The organism is Enterococcus sp. 2G9_DIV0600, from assembly GCF_002140615.1.
Taxonomy (GTDB): domain Bacteria; phylum Bacillota; class Bacilli; order Lactobacillales; family Enterococcaceae; genus Enterococcus_D; species Enterococcus_D innesii.
The window spans coordinates 890,101-910,446 of record NZ_NGLL01000001.1 but is presented as its reverse complement, the minus strand read 5'-3'; the positions used below and the strand labels follow the sequence as shown (position 1 = coordinate 910,446).

21 protein-coding genes and 2 tRNA genes are annotated in these 20,346 nt (G+C 42.7%); 1 reads left to right on the top strand and 22 read right to left on the bottom strand.

The features are described 5' to 3' along the window. Positions 1 to 101 precede the first annotated feature (101 nt). Positions 102 to 1,070, top strand: a complete 969-nt coding sequence (locus A5870_RS04405; protein ID WP_086291924.1) for an AraC family transcriptional regulator — start codon at positions 102 to 104, stop codon at positions 1,068 to 1,070. Between the two features lie 71 nt (positions 1,071 to 1,141). Here A5870_RS04405 and A5870_RS04400 read toward each other — a convergent pair whose 3' ends face one another. From A5870_RS04400 to A5870_RS04285, 22 genes are all read right to left on the bottom strand, one after another. Continuing rightward, complete coding sequence (locus A5870_RS04400; RefSeq protein WP_086291923.1) at positions 1,142 to 2,971, bottom strand: lantibiotic ABC transporter permease; 1,830 nt, start codon at positions 2,969 to 2,971, stop codon at positions 1,142 to 1,144. After that, positions 2,946 to 5,210 carry a glycosyltransferase family 2 protein gene (locus A5870_RS04395; protein WP_086291922.1) on the bottom strand — a complete coding sequence of 755 codons (2,265 nt, stop codon included), beginning with the start codon at positions 5,208 to 5,210 and terminating at the stop codon, positions 2,946 to 2,948. The genes A5870_RS04400 and A5870_RS04395 overlap by 26 nt, the downstream gene beginning before the upstream one ends. Next, a complete protein-coding gene (locus tag A5870_RS04390) occupies positions 5,207 to 6,247 on the bottom strand; it encodes a bifunctional glycosyltransferase family 2/GtrA family protein (RefSeq protein WP_077452883.1) in 1,041 nt (346 codons plus the stop codon). The genes A5870_RS04395 and A5870_RS04390 overlap by 4 nt, the downstream gene beginning before the upstream one ends. 60 nt (positions 6,248 to 6,307) lie before the next feature. Then, entirely contained in the window at positions 6,308 to 7,360 is a 1,053-nt protein-coding gene (locus A5870_RS04385) for a GGDEF domain-containing protein (RefSeq protein ID WP_086291921.1), read from the bottom strand. Positions 7,361 to 7,690: 330 nt separating this feature from the next. After that, entirely contained in the window at positions 7,691 to 8,800 is a 1,110-nt protein-coding gene (locus tag A5870_RS04380) for a GGDEF domain-containing protein (RefSeq protein ID WP_086291920.1), read from the bottom strand. 4 nt (positions 8,801 to 8,804) lie between these two features. Beyond that, positions 8,805 to 9,512 (bottom strand): EAL domain-containing protein, encoded by a 708-nt coding sequence (locus A5870_RS04375; protein WP_086291919.1) that lies wholly within the window; start codon positions 9,510 to 9,512, stop codon positions 8,805 to 8,807. A 381-nt stretch (positions 9,513 to 9,893) separates the two neighbouring features. Beyond that, positions 9,894 to 9,965: transfer RNA gene (locus A5870_RS04365), tRNA-Gln, on the bottom strand. A gap of 4 nt (positions 9,966 to 9,969) precedes the next feature. Then, positions 9,970 to 10,053: transfer RNA gene (locus A5870_RS04360), tRNA-Tyr, on the bottom strand. 85 nt (positions 10,054 to 10,138) lie between these two features. Continuing rightward, entirely contained in the window at positions 10,139 to 10,372 is a 234-nt protein-coding gene (locus tag A5870_RS04355) for a DUF2969 domain-containing protein (protein WP_005228752.1), read from the bottom strand. Between the two features lie 122 nt (positions 10,373 to 10,494). Then, entirely contained in the window at positions 10,495 to 11,142 is a 648-nt protein-coding gene (locus A5870_RS04350; RefSeq protein ID WP_008380901.1) for a CBS and ACT domain-containing protein, read from the bottom strand. A gap of 3 nt (positions 11,143 to 11,145) precedes the next feature. Beyond that, positions 11,146 to 11,847 (bottom strand): ABC transporter ATP-binding protein, encoded by a 702-nt coding sequence (locus A5870_RS04345; RefSeq protein ID WP_086291918.1) that lies wholly within the window; start codon positions 11,845 to 11,847, stop codon positions 11,146 to 11,148. After that, entirely contained in the window at positions 11,847 to 12,623 is a 777-nt protein-coding gene (locus A5870_RS04340; RefSeq protein WP_086291917.1) for an ABC transporter ATP-binding protein, read from the bottom strand. The genes A5870_RS04345 and A5870_RS04340 overlap by 1 nt, the downstream gene beginning before the upstream one ends. Further along, positions 12,604 to 13,581 (bottom strand): branched-chain amino acid ABC transporter permease, encoded by a 978-nt coding sequence (locus tag A5870_RS04335; RefSeq protein ID WP_005228744.1) that lies wholly within the window; start codon positions 13,579 to 13,581, stop codon positions 12,604 to 12,606. The genes A5870_RS04340 and A5870_RS04335 overlap by 20 nt, the downstream gene beginning before the upstream one ends. 9 nt (positions 13,582 to 13,590) lie before the next feature. Then, positions 13,591 to 14,469 carry a branched-chain amino acid ABC transporter permease gene (locus A5870_RS04330; RefSeq protein WP_005228742.1) on the bottom strand — a complete coding sequence of 293 codons (879 nt, stop codon included), beginning with the start codon at positions 14,467 to 14,469 and terminating at the stop codon, positions 13,591 to 13,593. A 108-nt stretch (positions 14,470 to 14,577) separates the two neighbouring features. Then, entirely contained in the window at positions 14,578 to 15,765 is a 1,188-nt protein-coding gene (locus tag A5870_RS04325; protein WP_086291916.1) for an ABC transporter substrate-binding protein, read from the bottom strand. 284 nt (positions 15,766 to 16,049) lie between these two features. Further along, complete coding sequence (locus A5870_RS04315) at positions 16,050 to 16,931, bottom strand: ROK family protein (RefSeq protein ID WP_086291915.1); 882 nt, start codon at positions 16,929 to 16,931, stop codon at positions 16,050 to 16,052. Positions 16,932 to 17,057: 126 nt separating this feature from the next. Then, positions 17,058 to 17,516: a GNAT family N-acetyltransferase gene (locus A5870_RS04310; RefSeq protein WP_086291914.1), complete on the bottom strand. Its 459-nt coding sequence runs from the start codon at positions 17,514 to 17,516 to the stop codon at positions 17,058 to 17,060. Positions 17,517 to 17,550: 34 nt separating this feature from the next. After that, complete coding sequence (gene yidD, locus A5870_RS04305; protein ID WP_206600723.1) at positions 17,551 to 17,826, bottom strand: membrane protein insertion efficiency factor YidD; 276 nt, start codon at positions 17,824 to 17,826, stop codon at positions 17,551 to 17,553. A 92-nt stretch (positions 17,827 to 17,918) separates the two neighbouring features. Then, positions 17,919 to 18,095 (bottom strand): DNA-directed RNA polymerase subunit beta, encoded by a 177-nt coding sequence (locus A5870_RS04300; protein WP_005228723.1) that lies wholly within the window; start codon positions 18,093 to 18,095, stop codon positions 17,919 to 17,921. 20 nt (positions 18,096 to 18,115) lie between these two features. Further along, positions 18,116 to 19,408, bottom strand: a complete 1,293-nt coding sequence (gene murA, locus A5870_RS04295) for a UDP-N-acetylglucosamine 1-carboxyvinyltransferase (protein WP_086291913.1) — start codon at positions 19,406 to 19,408, stop codon at positions 18,116 to 18,118. A gap of 90 nt (positions 19,409 to 19,498) precedes the next feature. Then, the gene (locus A5870_RS04290; RefSeq protein ID WP_008380880.1) at positions 19,499 to 19,732 is read right to left on the bottom strand and encodes a DUF1146 family protein; all 234 of its coding nucleotides are present in this window, start codon (positions 19,730 to 19,732) and stop codon (positions 19,499 to 19,501) included. Positions 19,733 to 19,892: 160 nt separating this feature from the next. Further along, the gene (locus A5870_RS04285) at positions 19,893 to 20,315 is read right to left on the bottom strand and encodes a F0F1 ATP synthase subunit epsilon (RefSeq protein ID WP_005228716.1); all 423 of its coding nucleotides are present in this window, start codon (positions 20,313 to 20,315) and stop codon (positions 19,893 to 19,895) included. Between the last annotated feature and the right edge of the window lie 31 nt (positions 20,316 to 20,346).

The following is a 20,346-nucleotide window of genomic DNA, read 5'->3' as shown; positions in this document are numbered from 1 at the left end:
CGCTTACAAATGTATCATAAGCAATTCTTTAGCTTGAAACAATGTCATACGCTTTGTAGATAATTATCATATTTTTAGATTTACGAAAGGAGGAGATCGTAATGACAACCGAAGAAATGGAAGCAAAACTTTTTCAGTTATCTGAACGAGAATGCTATCACAGAGACCATCCAAACCACCTTTCTGACTATTATCAACAGCTGGAAAAAGTGACGATCAATGGCCGACAAGTTTACTTATTCGATAATCTGATGGAAGAACAAGAAAACTTTACTCTGGTAAAGCAAAGCCGCTTCAGTCCAGTTCCTTATCATAACCACAGTTTTATCGAATTAAATTATATCTACTCAGGAACATGCACCCAATTGATCGATGATCAGAAAGTTACGCTGACAAAAGGACAAATTTGTCTGATTGATACCGGAATTCCCCATTCGATTGAAATGACCGGTGAAGAAGATGTTTTGATCAATCTTTTGATCAAGCGGGATTATTTCGCTCAATTGATTAGTCGGGAACAGTTTGATGAAGGGGTCGTGCTTGATTTTGTTCTGACTGCATTGTCAGACAAGCACGCGCATGACCAATATATTGTCTTTAAGAACAATAAAGATGATCGGATCCATGCTGTGATTCAAGAAATGCTGAAAGAAACTTATGAAAAAGCCATTGGTAGTAAACGAATCATCAGCAATCTAATAGCCATTCTTTTCACTTTTCTCGTGCGTGAGTTCGACTATCAGACCAACAAGCAAGAAGCGGCAAAAAAACAGCACATTCTAGCGATCTTGACCTATATCGAAGAAAACTTCCAAACGGTTACTTTGCCAAAACTCGCCACCCTTTTTAACTATTCCCCTTCCTATCTAAGTGCATTGATCAAACGAGAAACTAGTAAAAATTTGACCGAATTGATTATCGAAAAAAAATTGAATCTCGCCCACAACTTAATTGCTTCTTCCACCAAACCAATCACCCAATGCGCGGCTGAAGCAGGTTTCACCAATATCACTTTTTTCTATAAGAAATACAAAATTTATTATGGGCATACACCGAAAAAGAAAAAATGATCCTATTTCGCTACTTGCAAAAAAAGAAGCCGAGAAATGTTCCTTCTCGGCTTCTTTTTATTCGTCATTCCCTATCGCCCCAACACCTCCGCCACCGAATATACGCCTGGGGCAAAGGTCTTGCCTGTTAGCTTCTTCGTCATGGCATTAAAGGTATAGTGCTCCTCTAAGACGACAACTTCATCGTATTGCTTTAATAGCGTGCGAAATTCTGCATCAGATAAGAGGAAATTCTCTCGGCCATCGACATTGGGTGAAAACAAGTAATATTTGCCGACATAGCCAACTAAGTAGCTGTCTACTGCTTCTTTGTTAGTACTGACCACCAAATATTTTTTCTCGTTCAGGTCAAAGTGATCGCCAGTAACGGCTGAAACTTGTGCTGGAATCGAAGCAGCATATTCACGATTGGTATAACGCATGCCATTATTTTCTGAGAGGATCAGCAATGTCGCAAAAAACAGCAGAATCAAGGTGCTGTATTGATAGATTTTTTTTGTGGTCAAACTGGCAAAGCTACGGTAGTTTCGCCGATCGATCGCTTGTTCATGATACAAATGATCAATGCCCCGGACCATTAAAAAGGTCATCAAACCTAATGCCAAGATCACAATACTCGAGGCATAACGATCGAACCCTGCCAAAGACAGTGCTTCATCAGTGGGCATCGAGAACAAGAACATGGCATAGATTCCTAAATAATACCCCCCAATGATACCATCGATCAACAGCAGTTCTTTTAAAAATGGATTGCGTTTTTTCATGATAAATCGGACAAATAGCCAACTGCCCAACAGAATGACCTGGATCAAGAGAATCCCTTGCGTGGAGATCGTCGCAACATCCGTGATCGTTTTGACAAAAACATCCGTAATCTGCTGCAGTATCTGAGAATCCTTTTCGCCAAAAATCTGTTTATATGCGGTCACGCTGACTTCATGCTTCGATTTAGGAAAATTCGCTTTGACATGCAGGTTCCAAAGAATCGCTGGCAGGACAGATAGCCCAATGGCAGCTAATCCTACAATCATCATGCCCAGCCGTTGCCGCCAACGAACTGATGCCTGCCACAAGCAGACTAGTAAATAGCCGCCTAAAATCAGCAGAAAAAAGACGGCGCTATTTTTGACCAAATCAAGAGAGGCGCCAATCAAAAGAAAGAAACCGATCGACGGTAGTACGTTGCCTTTTAAAGCGAATAAGCCAGCGATGCCAGCTAAAGTCAACACTGGCAGGATAAAGTCTACTAACAAATTATTCATTCGAATCGCAATATTAAAATAATTGAAAACCGCCATACTGGTGAAGATCAGGGCAAAAGCCAGCTTTCTTTTCGGATCACGAATAATCGCAAAGAAACTATACAGACTACAGAAAATCAAAATCAATTGACCAATCAGCAAGACATTCTCATGATAGCCAACAATGATCGCTGTATAAGTAACAAACAGCGAGCTGCCTAAAGGATAGGAAGTAAAACTAATGATGGCATCGGCTGCCGTTGGCAATTGTCCCTGCGTATAAAGGAATTTAACGATCGTCGCCCAATGGGAGAAGTTGTCATAGTGGGTCAAATGACTGTGAAGCAAGGTTAAAACGAACAAAGCAAAATAGCCGTAAAACCACAGCATGATGGGCTCTTGCAAGCCCCAACGCACCTGATAGCGCTCCTGCCAAAAACGCCAAACGCATAATAGTAAGCCAAGACCAAATAAAACCCATGCCCCCCAGATCAACCATCCTTTGGGACCATATGCGACAAAGGAAAGAACGAGGATCGGCAAACAGCAAGCAGCGATCCAGCTGATGTGTTTGGGAAAATGGCAAACTCGTACAAAAAGATAGGCATAGCCAGCTAATGATAAACCAAAGAGACTAAATCGCAGCAGGATCTCGATCATCGTCTGCCTCCTTTCTCAGCAAGCTGTCTACCCATTCTTGAAAGGCTGCTGTAAAACGCAGCTCGGAAAGATTGCTTACTTGATAAATCACTTGATTTTCTGTTGGTTGAAGCATCGCTTTTTCAGCGTGAAGCACAAGATTACTGATCGGCAAGGTTAGATGAGCCGGCATCTCGACTTCTTCTGCTTTTGTCAGCGTGAACTGGTCAAAACCAAACGTTGTGACCACATAGGTTCCTTCATCAAAGTGCCATTTTTGATCAATGGTCAGTATGGGCACTCGTTGAGTCGGCAATGGCTTTTGTTTAGCTTGCAGCAGATGCTTACCGAGATTCTCAAAAAGACTATCAAAGAAGGTCATCCATGGGTCCCGCAGAACCGGTAGGCTTTGATTGAAGCCATCATAAATGATCTGCAAATAAGCCAAGTAGTCTTTTTCTGATAATTGGTGTAAAGCAACCCCATAGACCCAGCGATCCTTGCCTGAAAAGACGCGGACGACGTTTCCCGTCATCTCTGCTTGGTAGCCATTGCGGGTGATTTTAAAAGTCAGCTGCGCATCTGGCGGAAAATAAAGAGGAACGTCAGAAACGAAGGACATGCCGTTTTCTGAGATATTTTCTGTCATCAAAGAATAGCTGGCGTCTTGGTCGGAAACTTCAACAGGATAATAGGCTCTGAACCGTTCCGTCGTTCGGTAAATCGGGCGACCAAGATAAAATAAGACCGCAAAGGTTAAGTTAAAGAAATGGGTCAGCAACCAGAAAGTCAACACGCTGCCATAGAAAATCTCTGAGCCGAATTTGCCGTAATTAAACTTCACTAAGCCGATAATCGTCAAAATCAACAGCAACAAATGCGGCACCACAAATAACAAGTCTTTTTTAGACTGAGTTGCTGCTTTATTGGTCACTTTGAAACGGGTCTCTTTGATGCCAATGGCTTGTAAAAAGACAGGAATCACTAGGTAAGGTGCAAAAATCGTTTCCTGGATCTCGCCCCAGCGCTGCGTTCGAATATCACTGCTCAAATCCTGCATCGCCAAATGCAAGAACGTATAGCTTGGCAGCCAAAACAGCAGCAAGACCCAAAAGTTGGTCTCTACGACCCTTACATTAAAGACGGTGTACAAAATCGGCGCGAAAATAAACAGCAACCGACGCAAAAACGACCACCAATACAAATAACTGTTTAAGAAAACCATTTTTTGCGCCAAAGACAACGTCTTGTTTTTGAAAAGATGGAGATTATGGACACTTTGGACCACTCCTCTCCCCCAGCGAATCCGCTGCTTTAAGGCACTTGGGATATCAATGGGAGACAGACCACTGGCCATTGGCTGCAGTGTTGACAAACTGCGATAACCTTGGCAATTGATCAAGGCGCCTAATTCAAAATCTTCCGTGATCGTGTCCGTCGGAAATCCGCCAGCGGCTTCGATCGCTTCTCGTGCGATCACCGTATTGGAACCTGTATAAATAGCTGTATCATGGGCGTTGTTCAAAACATTGACTTCTCTGGAAAAGAAGTCCTGCTCGTTAGGGATTGCCGCTTCTGAAAAAAGATTGTACTGAAAAAGATCCGCATTATAAAAGCTTTGCGGTGTTTGGACAAAGCCCAACGGTTTGATGGTCTGGTCTTTACGGCGTTCCTGCTGATTTGCCACAAAATATGGCACTGTTTCCAGCAAAAAATCTGAGTAAGGAATCATATCTGCATCAAAGGTCGCCACTAGCGGCGAATTGGTTTTTGACAATGCATGATTGAGATTGCCTGACTTGGCATGCTGATTGCCGGTCAATCCGATATAACCGATGCCAAATTTATCTGCCAGTGCTTTGACCTCTGGACGGTTGGTGTCATCTGACAAGTAGATGTGAACTTTTTTGGGATCGGGGTATTTCATATGAACTGCCGCATTGACCGTTTTTAATAAAAGCGGCACTTCTTCATTATGGGTCGCAATCAACACATCGATCGCTGGATAGTCGGCTTCTGGCACGATCGGTTTTTCAAAAGGCTTTGCTTTGTTTTTGTTCCAAATCAACAGCAAGCCCGTAAAGTTCGATACGATCTCACTGCCCCAAAGCAGCAAACCAAACAGCAGGGCAAACCAAGACTCGTGCCATGGCAATGTATACAGCCCCCGCCATGATAAATAGATCAGCGAAAAGACAAACGCCAGAAAGTAAACGACTTTTTTCGCCCAAGGCAAACGTTTTTGTTCCACCTCAATCACTCCTTAAAGATGACATTTTTTTGCACATGGTAACTAAAGAAAAAGAGCAGGCAATCGACGCCTATTTTTAACAACACAGAATCCCCGATTGGCAGGATCAAATAGATCAAGTAGACGAGGAAAGAGGACAGCAAAATCTGTACGATCACCAATAAAAAATATTGCAACATACTGTTCTTTGTCCGTTGACCAAAAACAAGCTCACGATTGATGTAATAATTGACGATCGCCGAAATCAATCGGGCCCCCAGCGAAGCGATCACGATGGAGGACAGATCGATGACAGACAAGAAATGGATCAATAACGCATAGGCGATCACATCGACAAAAAAGGAGACCACAGATGAAAACAAATACTTCAAAAAGACGCTATAGATAGCGACAGAATCTGCCAAGACCCGAAAATGGGAAGACGCATTTTCTTCAATATAGATGGTGGCGATCGGTTGCGAGAGAATCGGCCACCCCCGCTTCTGGGCTTCGATCAGCATCCGCGTTTCATATTCAAAGCGCTCACCTGAGATCGCCAACAAATCTGTCATGAATTTCCGAGGGAAAACCCTTAAGCCCGTCTGCGAATCCTCGATGGCAAGACCAGTCGCTAAACGTAAGATATTTCGGGTCAAAATATTGCCGAACTTACTCCGCAAGGGGACTTCTTTGCCAAAGGATCGGGTCCCTAAAATAATGCTGTCCGGATGGGCTTGTGCCTTGGTTAAGCAAGCCATCATATCGGTATACTCATGTTGCCCATCCGAATCAATGGTCACCATAAATTCAACTGCCGGTTGATTTGTCAGCACTTCGGTGAGGGCGGTTTTGATAGCTGCGCCTTTTCCAAGATTCTTTGGATGGGTCAAAACCTGACAGCCAAACTGCTGTTCCAACGCCGAAAAGACAGACTGATAAGCTGATCCACTGCCATCATCCACGACCAAAATCGGCAGGTGTTGGTTATGCAAACGAATTTTCTCCACCAGAGCCAGCAGTTTGTGGTCAGGTTCTAGCGAAGGAATCATGATTAAACTATTTTCCATATGCGTTCCTCATTTAAGGTAGTATTTTTGAAAACAAAAAAAGAAAAGAAGCCAACCCCATCAGTAAAGACAGAGTTGGTCGCGACCGCTGCGCTTGGCGCGATACAATGCTTGATCGGCACGTTCTTGTGTTTGCATCAGCAGCTCGCCCCTTTGCCGTTGTGCGATCCCAATCGACAACGTGATGCTGACCGAATCGCCGGCATCCAAGATGATTTCTTGGTAACGGATGCGCTTTTGGATTTTTTCGAGGAGATAAGCAGCAGCCTGTGCGTCTCCTTGGATCAAGATCGCAAACTCTTCCCCACCGATGCGATAGACCGGATTGCTAGCCGTACAGTAGGTCGAAAAAATACGAGCGATTTCTTGCAAAATCACATCCCCGGCACGGTGTCCGTAACGGTCATTGTAATTTTTGAAATGATCGATATCGATCAAAGCGATCGATAAGTCCACCTCGGTCGTATCTAGGCGTTGGCGGTCCTCTTGAAACTTACGAAAGTTGTTCAACTGCGTCAAATCATCGATTTTGACTAAAGCCAAAATGCGCTGCATATCATTTAATATTGAGTAAAGGAAAAACGCCAACGTATAAGCAAGAATGCCATAAACTATATAAATTAAGGTCGTTTTTTGAATATCACCAGTCAAATAGCAGCCAAATAGAAAGGAGATAACAATCAAGTAGGTGATCGATAAAATCAACTCTTGTTTGTCACTAAGCCGCCGCTTGGCCCAAGCATGGAGAAGCGTCAGGGTCACCATCAAAAAGAAACTGAGATATAAGTTCAACCAGGAAGATTTTGATACTTCAAACAAAAAACGGCCTAACGCTAGATTGAACATCGTTGGTACGGTCACCTTCCAGCCCAGATACTTCATAGAAAAAGCGTACAGCAAAAAGCGCAGGTCAAATCTTGTTTCATATACGACATAAGAGAAGTTCATTAGCAACATCCCTACCACGGTTTCACAAACAATCGCCGCTGCGATCTGCTTTGCTTTGAAAGTCCCTTGCCCTACGAAGCCATCACTGACTTTGAACAACAAGTAAATATTGATGATGATTGCACCTAAATTTGCGAGTGTATTGACAACCAGCGTATTTGCCATTTCCTGCGCTTCCTTTCTAAAAAAAAGAACCCTTACTTGCTGATTCGACAGAACATTTCCAAAGATGTTTCATGGAAAAGCGGACGGAGCATCAAGTAAGGATCACTATTTATCATTGACAGTTTCTATCACTCTTGATTTAAAATAATTTACCAGAAATTATACATATTTTCAATCTTTTTGTTGATATAAGAAGATTCTCAAAATAAATAAAATGATCAAAATGTATATTTTCTAAATAAATAACATTATTTCTTTATTATTACTAACTTTTTGTGCATAAACATTTAATTCTTTGAGAATTTGTGTAAATTATTTTTCCATTATTTTTTACGTCTCAGGCAAGGTGCACACCCGGTTTCGACCACTTTGTTTTGCGAGATAGAGGGCTTGATCGGCTCTTTCAACAGCTGCCAAGATATCGCCATGACAAACTGTACTCGCTTCAACGCCGCAAGACAAAGACATCGTCCCTTTTTCAAAATTGGCCACAGGAAACATACTGCTGGAAATGGTTTGACACAGTGTCGTCATCGCAGCTACGGTCTTTTCTTTGACATCCCCTTCGATCACGAGACAGAACTCTTCTCCGCCATAACGATAAAAGGAAAAGGTCTCGGCAAAATGCGCCTCTAAAAAAGTAGTCGTCCGTGAGGCAAAGGTTCTTAACAACTCATTTCCGGCGATATGACCATAACGGTCGTTGACCTTTTTGAAGTGATCGAGATCAATCATGGCGATCGTCACAGTCTTTTTCTGTGAAACGGCTTGAAGCAGATCGTGGTTATAGGTCCCATAGTTGAAGCAGCCGGTCAACGCATCGATCTTACTATTCGCCAACTCTGCCAGTACTTGGTACTCTTCGCCTTCAATCAACCGATGAAGCCACATAAAGCCGCCCAACAGCACAAAAGAACCAACAAATACTGCCAGCATCGCTTCCCAGTCATAGGTCGTCGTATGATGGACCAGCATCGAAAAATGCGGTGAGAGCAGACAGGTCAAAAAATACATCAAATAAAATTGCTGTTGCGGACGGATCCGCTTGACTTTTGATAAAAGAAAATCAAGGACAAAGATCCCAACTCCGAATAATGGAAGATAAAAAGCTTTACCCACATCAGAAAAACCGACAAACCACAAATAAAAGACGACCATACACGGCGTTACCAAAATCAAGATCTTACCACGATCACCATAGAAAAAATGACTCGCTATAAAAGCGGTTGTGTATTGATAACAGATAAACCCAACTGAATTCATAGAAAAAGAAAGAATAAAATACAAATGCGTAAACGTCAGAATACCAATAATAAAATACTTAAATGGACGAGAAACCGATATTTTTTGCACACTTCGTACAAAAACATCTGCGGTCACCAGTAAACTGGCAATCATCAGCGGCAAACCAAACGCCAAAAGCACGCCTCGTTCTAACATTCCATCACAATCGCTCTCCTTTAGACCATAAATACCCTTGTTGCAAATGCACCCCCATCTCAAGCAACTGTACCATTTTTTCGCGGTTCTCGATGCCTTCAACGATCAGCTCAAGCTGATATTTTTGGGCAACCTTCAACCAACAAGCCAAAAAGCTGAAGCCAATCTCCTCATCAAGCTGAATAAACGGTAACAACGAAAATTTCAAACAATCAACGCTGGCAAGATTGGCAAAGACCAACGAGAGGGTATTTTGTCCACAACCGATATCATCGACCGCAATCACATAACCATAAGCTTTAATTTTTGCAATGGCTACAGACAAATCAAATGACTCCTGCTGTATGCGTACGGGATGCTCCGTCAATTCAATCTGCAACTGCTCCTTATGAACAGCCATCGTTTCAAAAAAGGACCACGTTGACTGCCACAGCAGCTGTTGTGGATGAATATTTACACTAAAGCGGGTTTCCGGCTTTTTTTGACACAAACGCCGCAATTCCTTAGCATACCATTCCATCAATTGCTGATTGCCGCTTTCAGTTTGAATCATTGTACTGAATTCTTGCTGAGGGAAGCGGTTGTTCTTCTCGCTACGCAGTAAGACTTCATAGCCATTCAGCTCTTGCTGACTTAGCGATTCTACCTGCATGATTGGTTGACACAACAGATAAAGGCGATCTATGTTTTCCCAAGTTGTTTCATTCACCATCTTCGTTAAGCCCCCATCTAGTAAAGTTATCATATCTGAGAATCGGTAATATTCCTGTCATCGTTCGTTTCTCATGCAAAAAAATGGTTCTCGTAAAGGAACTGATTTGCCTAAGTATACCAAACAGAACCAAAAATGCCCAAATATTTTAAATTCTCTGAAAGAGACTTCCGTGAAAGAATGGACGGCAATCCCATGCCTGTTTAATAGAAATGCCCCAAAGTAACCACTTTTTGCTTTTTCGTAGAAACTTGCACGTTGAAAGTTGCTTCTTTCTCATCAGCTTCCTATTTCCCTAAGTACTTATAAAAAAAACGATTCTTTTTAAATAACAAAAAAAACAGCAAGTCTGCTTGCTGCTTTTTCTACGTATTTCTTTGACTGGGGTAGCTGGATTCGAACCAACGCATGACGGAGTCAAAGTCCGTTGCCTTACCGCTTGGCTATACCCCAATAATGGTGGAGGAGAGTGGATTCGAACCACTGAACCCTAAGGAACGGATTTACAGTCCGTCGCGTTTAGCCACTTCGCTACTCCTCCAAAAGGTTTTTCTCAAACCTGACAATAGTTATAATACCGAAAAAGATAACAAATTGCAAGAGCAAAAAGTAATTTTTTCTAGAAATTATTCATGTAAATTCCATTGGCGAATAATCATCTCGATGGCAGCTTCTAAGCTTCTGCTCGAACCTAGATCCTCATCCCCTAAAAAGCTTTGAAATTCTTTTGGTCCAGTTGTTAAAATCTCACCGATGCGTTTTTTACCGATAAATAATTCATTGACGGTATAGTCTTTGCCATGAATGGCTTTTGTTGTTTCTTCAATACGGACTTCGATATCTTTATTTTTCTTAGACATGGTTGCACCTCTTTCTTTACAGCACCTTCCTATTTTAACAGAAAAGCAGCAAAAGAAAAAGAAAATCTCTTCTGGAAATAAAAAAAGTAGCCAATCTTTACGATCAGCTACATTTCCTTAGATCACTTCTGGTTCGTCAAGACAGCACTCGTCACGGTATAACCTGCATCGCTTAAAATTTTCTCGATTGCTGCGACTTGCCGTGATTCTACTTGGATCTCAACAACTGTTTTTAGTGCCATCCGATTTACCACAATCGTCAAAATACTCATTTGATGATCGGCAAGGAGTTTCGTCACGTCTGCTAAAACCCCCACATGGTCATCCGTGATCTCGATCGATACTCGGGTCCCGCCATCGTGGTAGCCAGTGATTTTCAAAAAGGCATCAAAAATATCATTGTTGGTAATGATTCCCACTAGGGCATCATCATCCATGACTGGTAAAACCCCCACGTTCTCACTACGCATGACGGAAATGGCGTCCTCTAATAGTGCATCTGGTTCAATCGTAGTCACTTTTTTCAACATGATATCAGCGACCGTCGTTTTATTTAAGAGATAGTTCATTTCATAAACGCTTAAGCTTGTCGCTTTTGAGGGAGTTGCTTCAGCGATCGTTCCTTCTGTGATCAACCCTACTAATTTACCATCGTCAACGACGGGCAGACGATGGATATCGTGCTGCTTCATCACATCTATTGCATCAAAGATCGGTGTCTGCGAATCGACGGTGATGACCGTCTTCGTCATAAAATCACTTACGCTCATTGTTTAACCTCCTAGATACGCTTTTCTTACTTCATCGCTTGCTAGTAATTCTTCTCCAGTACCTTCTAAAACGATTTTCCCCGTTTCTAATACATAGCCGCGATCGGCAATCGATAAAGCCATTTTCGCATTTTGTTCGATCAGCAGCACAGTCGTTCCTTGCTGCTTGATTTCTTGAATGATGGAAAAAATTTCTTTGATAAAAATTGGTGCCAAGCCCATCGATGGCTCATCCAGCAAAAGCAAGCGCGGTTTTGACATCAATGCCCGCCCCATTGCCAACATCTGCTGCTCACCGCCAGATAATGTCGACGCATCTTGCGAGAGGCGTTCTTTCAATACAGGAAACTTGCCGTAAACTTGTTCATAGTCTTCTTTGACACCACTGTCTTTACGCAAGAAGGCGCCCATCTCTAAGTTTTCTTGAACCGTCAAACCGGAAAAGACGTGCCGCCCTTCTGGCACCTGCGACAAGCCGTTTGCGACGATTTTTTGCGGTGCTTCTTTCTCAATTTGCTTTCCTTCAAAAGTGACGGAGCCTTTTGAAGGACGGATCAATCCAGAAATCGTCCGTAAAATCGTGGTTTTCCCGGCACCATTGGCACCAATCAGCGAAACGATCTCTCCTTGATTGACGTGGAAGGAAACATCATGAACTGCTTGGATCATGCCGTAGTGAACACTTAAATTTTGAATTTCCAGCATCAGATTTCCCCTCCTAGATAGGCTTCGATTACCCGTGGATTGTTTTTGATCTCTTCTGGTTCACCGTGGGCGATGACTTGCCCGTATTCCAGTACATAGATCCGTTCGCACACTTCCATGACCAAACTCATATCATGCTCGATCAAGAGGATCGTCAATTGAAAATCTTTTTGGATCTTATAGATCAGCTTTGTCAGTTCTGTTGTTTCCTGAGGATTCATCCCCGCTGCCGGCTCGTCAAGAAACAAAATTTTTGGCTCCGTAGCTAATGCGCGTACGATCTCTAAACGGCGTTGCTCGCCATAAGGCAAATTTTTCGCTAACGTTTGACTTTTTCGATCCATATCAAAGATCCGTAACAGCTCTAAGGCTTTTTTCTTCATGGATTCTTCGTTTTTGTAATACTTTGGCAAACGCAGGATGCTCGTCAGTAGTCCTTCTTTATGCTTACTGTTCATAGCGATCAAAACGTTGTCCATCACGGTCAAGTTTTTAAACAAGCGAATGTTTTGGAAGGTTCTTGAAAGGCCTAAATCCGCGATTTTATAAGGCTTCACGCCATTTAAACGTTTTGGCTTACCTTGGGTCTCAAAAAGCACTTCGCCTTCACTAGGCTCATACACACCTGTCAGGAGGTTAAAGAGCGTTGTCTTGCCGGCACCGTTTGGTCCAATCAACCCGACCAGCTCATTGGTATCTAGATGGAGGTCTACATGAGAAACAGCAGCTAAACCGCCGAAGTTTTTCGTTAAGCTTTTAACTTCTAATAGAGGCATCGTTGTCATCCCCCTTTTTTCTAAATTTGTCCAACAGTCCTTTTACGGAGAATTCCCAGGTTCCTAAAAGTCCGCTTGGTTTAAAGATCATGATGATGATCAAAGCCAATGCATAAATGATCATGCGCAAATCAGAGAAGCCTTGCAAGTACATGTTTAAGATTCCTAGCACTACTGCCGAAACAACTGCTCCTGTGGTACTCCCAAGCCCTCCAAAAACGACGATGATCAAGACATCGATCGATTTCATAAAACCGTAATCTCGTGGGAAAACCGACTGCTGATAGCTGGCATAAAGGGTACCAGCAATGCTTGCCATCACTGCCCCCATTACAAACGCAATTACCTTGTATTTCGTTGTGTTGACCCCCATCGATTCTGCAGCAATCTCATCTTCCCGAATCGCTAAAGTCGCTCGACCAGGTCCGCTATGGATAAAGTTTGACACGACAAGAATCGATAAAACGGCAAAGAGAAAGACGATCTGCCAATTACTGAATTGGGGCAATCCGAAAATTCCAGCAGGACCATTGGTCAAGCCTCGTAAGTTCACCAACAAGATCCGAATGATCTCTGCCACACCTAAGGTAGCGATCGCTAGATAGTCGCCTTTTAAACGGAGGGTCGGAATCCCAACTACTAATGCGACTGCACCTGAAACCAGCATTCCCACCAATAAACCAGTTAAAAAGCCGCCAAAGGTTGGATTGCTTGCCGACAGGATCGCGCCAGCATAAGCACCGATAGCCATGAACCCGGCATGTCCCAAGGAGAATTGCCCTGAAAAACCAATGATAAGATTCAAACTGACTGCCAAGATGATATTGATGCCGATATTGACAATGATGGCGTCAGAAAACAGATTGATCATCCCGCCGTTGTAAGCTGCAAATAACCCGAAATAAAGAATAGCTGCCAGAGCGAGCCAAATTAAGTTGTAACGTAAATTCTTTTTCATTTCTGCCACCTACACTTTCTCTTTGATATTTTTGCCGAGGATCCCAGCTGGACGAACCAACAATATAATTATTAAAATGACGTACACTAAAGCATCCTTGTAATCAGAAAAACCAAGCGCTGTCGCTGCTGTCTCCACCAAACCGATCACAAAGCCGCCTAAAGCTGCACCAGGAATGATCCCGATCCCGCCGAGAACCGCCGCAACAAAAGATTTCAGACCAGGAACGACCCCCATTGATGGATCAATGGAATTATAATACAAACCGATCAGCATCCCACCAGCTGCAGCCAAAGCCGAGCCTAAGGCAAAGGTAAAGGAAATCGTTCGGTTGACATTGATCCCCATTAAACGCGCTGCATCCGCATCAACACTTACTGCACGCATCGCTTTTCCCATACGGGTCTTTTTCACGATCAATTGCAAGAGAATCATTAAGGTAACCGAAACAGCCAAGATCAATAACTGGACATTACTTACTTGAACAAACCCGATGGAATAAGTTTGTCGTTCGATCGCTTGCGGAAAGGGGCGCACATTGGCTGAAAAGAAAAAGATCATGACATTTTGCAAAAAATAAGAAACCCCGATTGCCGTGATCAGTGCCGAAATTCGCGTGGAATTGCGTAAGGGACGATACGCTAAAAATTCGATCGTTACCCCAAGAGCTGCACTGGCGATCATTGAAATGAACAACGCGGGGAAAAACCCTAATTGCCATTGATTGATCAAAAAGTAACCGATAAAACTACCAATCATATAAACTTCTCCGTGGGCGAAGTTGATCAGCTTGATGATGCCATACACCATCGTATAACCCAACGCTAACAAGGCGTAGATACTGCCTAGAAACAAGCCGTTGATCAATTGTTGGATCATCATTTCCATATACTCACTTCCAATATCATTTATTATGGTTCTTCTCGTCAGAGAAAAGAAACTGAGACAAACACATCAGGTCTGTCCCAGTTTTCACTGCCAAACAACTGCAGGTTTTTAAGGTTCCACAGTGTCTGCTGAGGTTTCCTTCCCGTCAGTCAATCCTAAAACAACTGCTGATTTCTCAGGGTTATGATTTTCATCCATTGTGATTTCACCTGTCACGCCGACAAAGTCTTTCAGTTCAGACAAACCAGCTGCAATTGCCAATGAATCTGCTGAGTTTTGATCTTCGATTGCTTGTTTGATCATATAAACGGCATCATAGGCTAATGCATTAAAAGCAGAAGGTTCTTTGCCATACTTTTCCTTGAAAGCGGCCACAAACGGCTCAACTTTGTCATTTGCTGGTGCTTTGGTAGAGAAGTGACCGGTATAGTAAACATTGCTGACATTTTCTGCACCAGCTGTTTGAACCATTTTTTCATCACCGAATCCATCGGCACCAATGATTGCTTGATCAATTCCTAATTCTCGCGCTTGCTTGATGATCAAACCAGCTTCTGTGTAGTAGCCTGGAATGAACAAGACATCGAAGTCGACATCTTTGATTCTTGTAAGAACTGCTTGGAAATCTTTGTCGCCTTCAGTAAAGTTATCTTCTAAGACAATTTCGCCTGGGTAGCTTTCTTTAAATGCTTCCGTCAATCCAATTGCGTAATCACTTGAGTTGTCTCCCAAGATCACGGCTTTTGATGCATCCAAATTTTCAGCCGCATATTTTGCTAAGATCGTTCCTTGGAAGCTATCTTGGAAACAAGAACGGAAGGCAAATTCTTGCACTTTCCCACTAGTGTAAGTAATCGCATCGTCAGTACCTGAAGGAGTAACCATTGGTACTTGCGCTCTAGTCACGTTAGGCAAAGCTGCTTTCGTAGCACCAGAGGTTGCTGGACCAATGATGGCTACCACTTTATCATTCGTTGCTAAATTGGCTGCTACTGTAGCAGCTTCATTGTTATCTGATTTGTTATCTTTCGAAATAATTTCAATTTGTTTTCCAAGAACACCACCGGCAGCATTGATTTCTTCTACTGCTAAGTCGATTCCTTCTTTTTCAGCCGTCCCATAAGCAGCTACGGCTCCTGACAACTCTAAATTGGTTCCGATCTTGATAGTATCTCCCTCTTGTTTGTTGCCACCTTCAGCAGCCCCGCTGCCGTCCGTTGATCCACCTGTTGGTCCAGCGCTACACGCTGTCAACAAAAACAAACTCGCAAACAAAAACGCAAATTTCTTTTTCATATTTTTCCTCTCCTTCACTTCCCCTGAATATGTTATCCAATATACTGAAAAATCCGGAAAATGTCAACGAATTATCAGAATATTTCACCTATTCAGAATTTATTTTTTTCGCTATAAAAAAATGGGGTTTTTAAAACACTGATCCACCAACAATGGAATCGCTTTTCAGTTTTTTGAGCAAAAAGAAAAGTAAGCAAAGTTTTTTTCCTTTGCTTACTTTTTGAACGTTTCGAATTGCTTCATTTTTTTGTCAAAAGGACGTTTGAAAACATCACATCTAGATGTTAGCGGCTATTTCTTGGATACAATGCTTGAAAATTGGCTGCTGCCCCAACTAGATTGGCGTCATTGCGATAGTCACAAAGCTTGATCAGTGGGACAAAATCATTTAAAGCTTGATCTGCCAGCATTTTTTTCAACCGTTGATCAACTTCTTGTAATAAGCCTTTTTTGGCACTGACACCGCCACCGATAATGATCACTTCAGGATCAAAAGCAAATTGAATACTGAACAGTCCTTGCGCTAAATAGCGGTAAAATTTATTGACTTCCTCGATCGCAATGGCATCCCCATCTTCTGCGCGTTGAAAGACCTCTTCGCCGGTAATTGTGGCTCGATCTACACCGATTCGATCACAATACCGCCAAGCCATCTGAACCGCTGTCCCTAATTGCGAAAATGTTTTGCCTTGATCCAAGATCATCAACCCAAATTCGCCACCGTATAAATGTGCCCCACGGACTAGCTCACCATTTTGAAACAGGGTGCCGCCAACGCCTGTTCCGATCACAACGAAGGCAGCTTGCTGAAACTCTTTGCCCGCTCCTTGATAAAATTCAGCCATCCCAGCGCAATTGGCATCATTTTCGATGGTTACTGGTACCCCAAATGCTGCTTCGAGTTCTGAGTAAATATCAAACCCATGGATATAAGGGATCGCACTGATGCCGTCGATCCGCCGCTCTTGGGCATTGACCGCACCCGGCGCACTGATCCCGACCCCTTCGATCTCTTCGTTTACGCTTGTTCTCACTTGCTGCAGCTGGGCTTTCATTTCCTCCCAAGTATTTGGAGTAATAAATTTGCCTTTACTCACCAAAGAATCTTGTGACCAGACGCCGTATTTTACTGCTGAACCACCCATATCAAAAACTAAAATCGCCATTTTTTCCCCTCAATCCTTTATTATTCTGATACTATCTATTTTACCGTAAGTCCCCGCTTGAAGAAAGCGATTTCCGATAACAATAAAAAAAACAGCCTAAAATCGACATAGACTGTCTCTATGGGATTAGAGCTGCTTTTCCAAAATAACTTGATCAATCAACTGCTGCCCATTTTCGAAAATCGGTTCAGCATAGTGGGTGGTGAAATAATTTTTCACCCGGTCTTTTTCAACATATCCTTGCTTTTGATACAAAGTCAGGGCTGCTGAGGGCAGACTACCGGTTTTGATCACGACGAGAGGGTGTTTTGCACCTTGCTGCTGACTAAGAATCGCTTTTTCGGCAGCTTGCAACAATTGACCCCCAATGCCCCTTCCTTGCTTTACTGGGGAGACAGCCACATTCATTATCTCCCACTTTGTGCCTTGGTCTTGATACACTAAGACACCGATCACTTCTCCAGCTTCTTCATAAACAAGCGTCTGGCTATCATATAGATAGCCTTCTACAACTGTTTTTTCAGGATCCGCATCCAGCAACAGTGACCAAGGATACGCTTCATTAGGGTGGATTGGACGAATCATGTTTTTCTTCCTTTTCTTTTTCTCTTATGTTCGTTTAACTTTTCCGATAACGGTACGTTGGTTTGACTTTATCATCAGTGTTACGTTTTAACGTAAAGGTCTGAGGCACGTAGTCGATTCCCCCCTTTACAAAAGGATGGCACCGTAAGATACGTGCGATTCCCATCAAACCTCCTTTGGCTGCTCCATGGACTTGGATCGCTTGGATCATGTATCCTGAGCAAGTCGGATAATAACGACAGCTAGGAGGAAATAATGGAGAAATAAAACGTTGATAGAAACGAACAAAGCCAATCAAAAGTTTACTCATTTCTTGCCAACCTTTCTTTTTATGATCACGATGCAGTAAAGACAGATAGAAAAAACTAGGACTCAGCACGAGGCGTAAGTCCTAGTTTTGGTTTACTTCATAAACTCAAAGATATGATTCCAAAGACTTGGAGAGAAGACTTTAAAAGGACTACCGTCGCCAATCACTCCATAGCCAATCATTGTTCCAGCTAAGAACAATAAAATAGCTAACAAAATGACAATTAGAATTTTTATCAAGCTAGTTAGAATGTAACGGTTCAACTTCACTTTATTCTCTCCTACTCCTACTAAGCGTTTACTGGTACGGTTTCTTCAACTACTTCAGAAACTCGTTCCACAGAAGCACCTAATTGCTGCAATTTTTCATGGAATTTGTAATAGCCACGATCCAAATATTTTAGATTGCGGACACGTGTCCGACCAGTTGAACGCAGACCTAATAAAATCAACGCTGCGGCAGCACGTAAATCCGTCGCATAGACCAGCGCACCTTGCAATTCATGGCCGCCTTCGATCACTGCTATGTTGCCGTCGATTTTGACATGAGCATTCATCCGACGCATTTCTTCTAAATGTTGGAAACGATTCTCAAATACCGTTTCATTCACAACACTTGTTCCAGCTGCTAAAAGTTGAATAGCAGACATTTGCGCTTGCATGTCCGTAGGAAAACCTGGATGAGGCATTGTTTTCACATCTGTTGCCTTCAATTTTTCAGGTCCAACGACACGAATCCCTTCAGCTACTTCAGTCACTTCTGCGCCCATTTCGATCAATTTTGAAATCAATGGACGATTGTGTTCTGAGATTGCATCTTTAATAATAACGTCTCCTTGAGTCATCGCAGCTGCAACCATAAAGGTTCCTGCTTCGATACGGTCTTGGACGATCGAATGATCTACTGCATGCAGGTGTTCGACCCCTTCAATACGCATCGTTTCGGTTCCTGCACCAAAGACCTTGGCACCCATTTTGTTTAAAATGTTTGCTAAATCGACGATTTCAGGTTCACGAGCGACGTTTTCAATGATAGTGATGCCTTTAGCTTTTACGGCAGCCATCATGATATTTTGCGTTGCGCCGACACTTGGGAAATCCAAGTAAATGCTATTGCCTTTTAACTCATCAGCGATCGCTTCTATGTATCCATCTTTTTGGATGATTTGAGCGCCTAGTGCTTGAAATCCCTTCAAATGTAGATCAATTGGTCGTTTGCCGATTGCACAGCCGCCAGGCATTGCCACTTTGGCATGACCATTACGGGCTAACAAAGGTCCCATGACTACGATTGAAGCGCGCATTTGGCTTACATACTCATACGGTGCTTCGATCGCTAACTCTTGTGATGCATCGATCGTCATCGTATTGTTTTCTTCTTCAAAATCGATTGCGACATTTAAATGCCGAATCACTTCTTTCATTGTTAATACATCGGAAAGGATCGGTACATTTGTTAATGTCGTTGTTCCTTCTTCCGCTAATAAGCTTGCCGCTAAGATAGGTAGAACAGCATTTTTTGCCCCTTCGATCTTCACTGTTCCAGTTAATCGATTACCACCTTGAACGATCATCTCTTCCATTTATGTTCCCTCCAAATAATGCAGTGACTCACACAAATCTTGCCAATTATAGCATAATATTCGGTGTTTTTGCATATATTAATGAAATTCTTAAAAACCTGTTAAAAATAAATTACGACATAACGCAATCAACTCAAGGAAAAAAGTACTGGCGGTGTAGCCTAATGCAATCGCAAGAAACACCATGACCATTCGTATCTGAGTCGTTCGTAAGGCTTTAAAAAAAGCATCGATCCGCACAGATTGCAATGCCCAAAATGCTAAATAGATGAACGCTAAATGACTCACGATTCGAATGATTGCATCAATTCCATACACTTGCATACTTCCTGCTCCTTTTTTCATAATTGAACATTCCTATCATACCACAAAGATGTCAAGATAAAAAATAATCTTTCTTGAAACCTTCATGAAAAGACTTTAAAAAGTTTTTAAAACGTTTTCTCGGAGAAACAAAAAAACAAAGGCAAGATGCCCTTGTTTTTTAGGAATGTTTTGACACGTTGATTCGATTGATGGCGCGGTGCAAAGCAACCGTTGCGCGACGAAGCTGGTCGATATCTTCGACTTGTTTGGCCTCTTCGATTTGACGTTCTGCACGTTGTTTTGCTCTTTCTGCCCGTGAAACGTCGATGTCGCGATCACGTTCCGCACTATCGGCTACGATAGAGACAACATTGTCCCGCACTTCAAGGATACCGCCATTGACGGCGACCCAGTCGACGTGAGTATCCGAATCGATCCGTTTGACCCGGACTTCATCAATCGTCAAAGGAACGATGATTGGGGCATGATGCGGCAAAATACCGATCTCGCCATCTGTCGTACGTGCAACCACGATTTTCGCGTGGTGATCGTAAACCAAACCAGCAGGTGTCACCACATTGACTGTTAAAAATTGATCCATGAGGTTCCCCTCTTTCTTCGAGGCTGGTTAA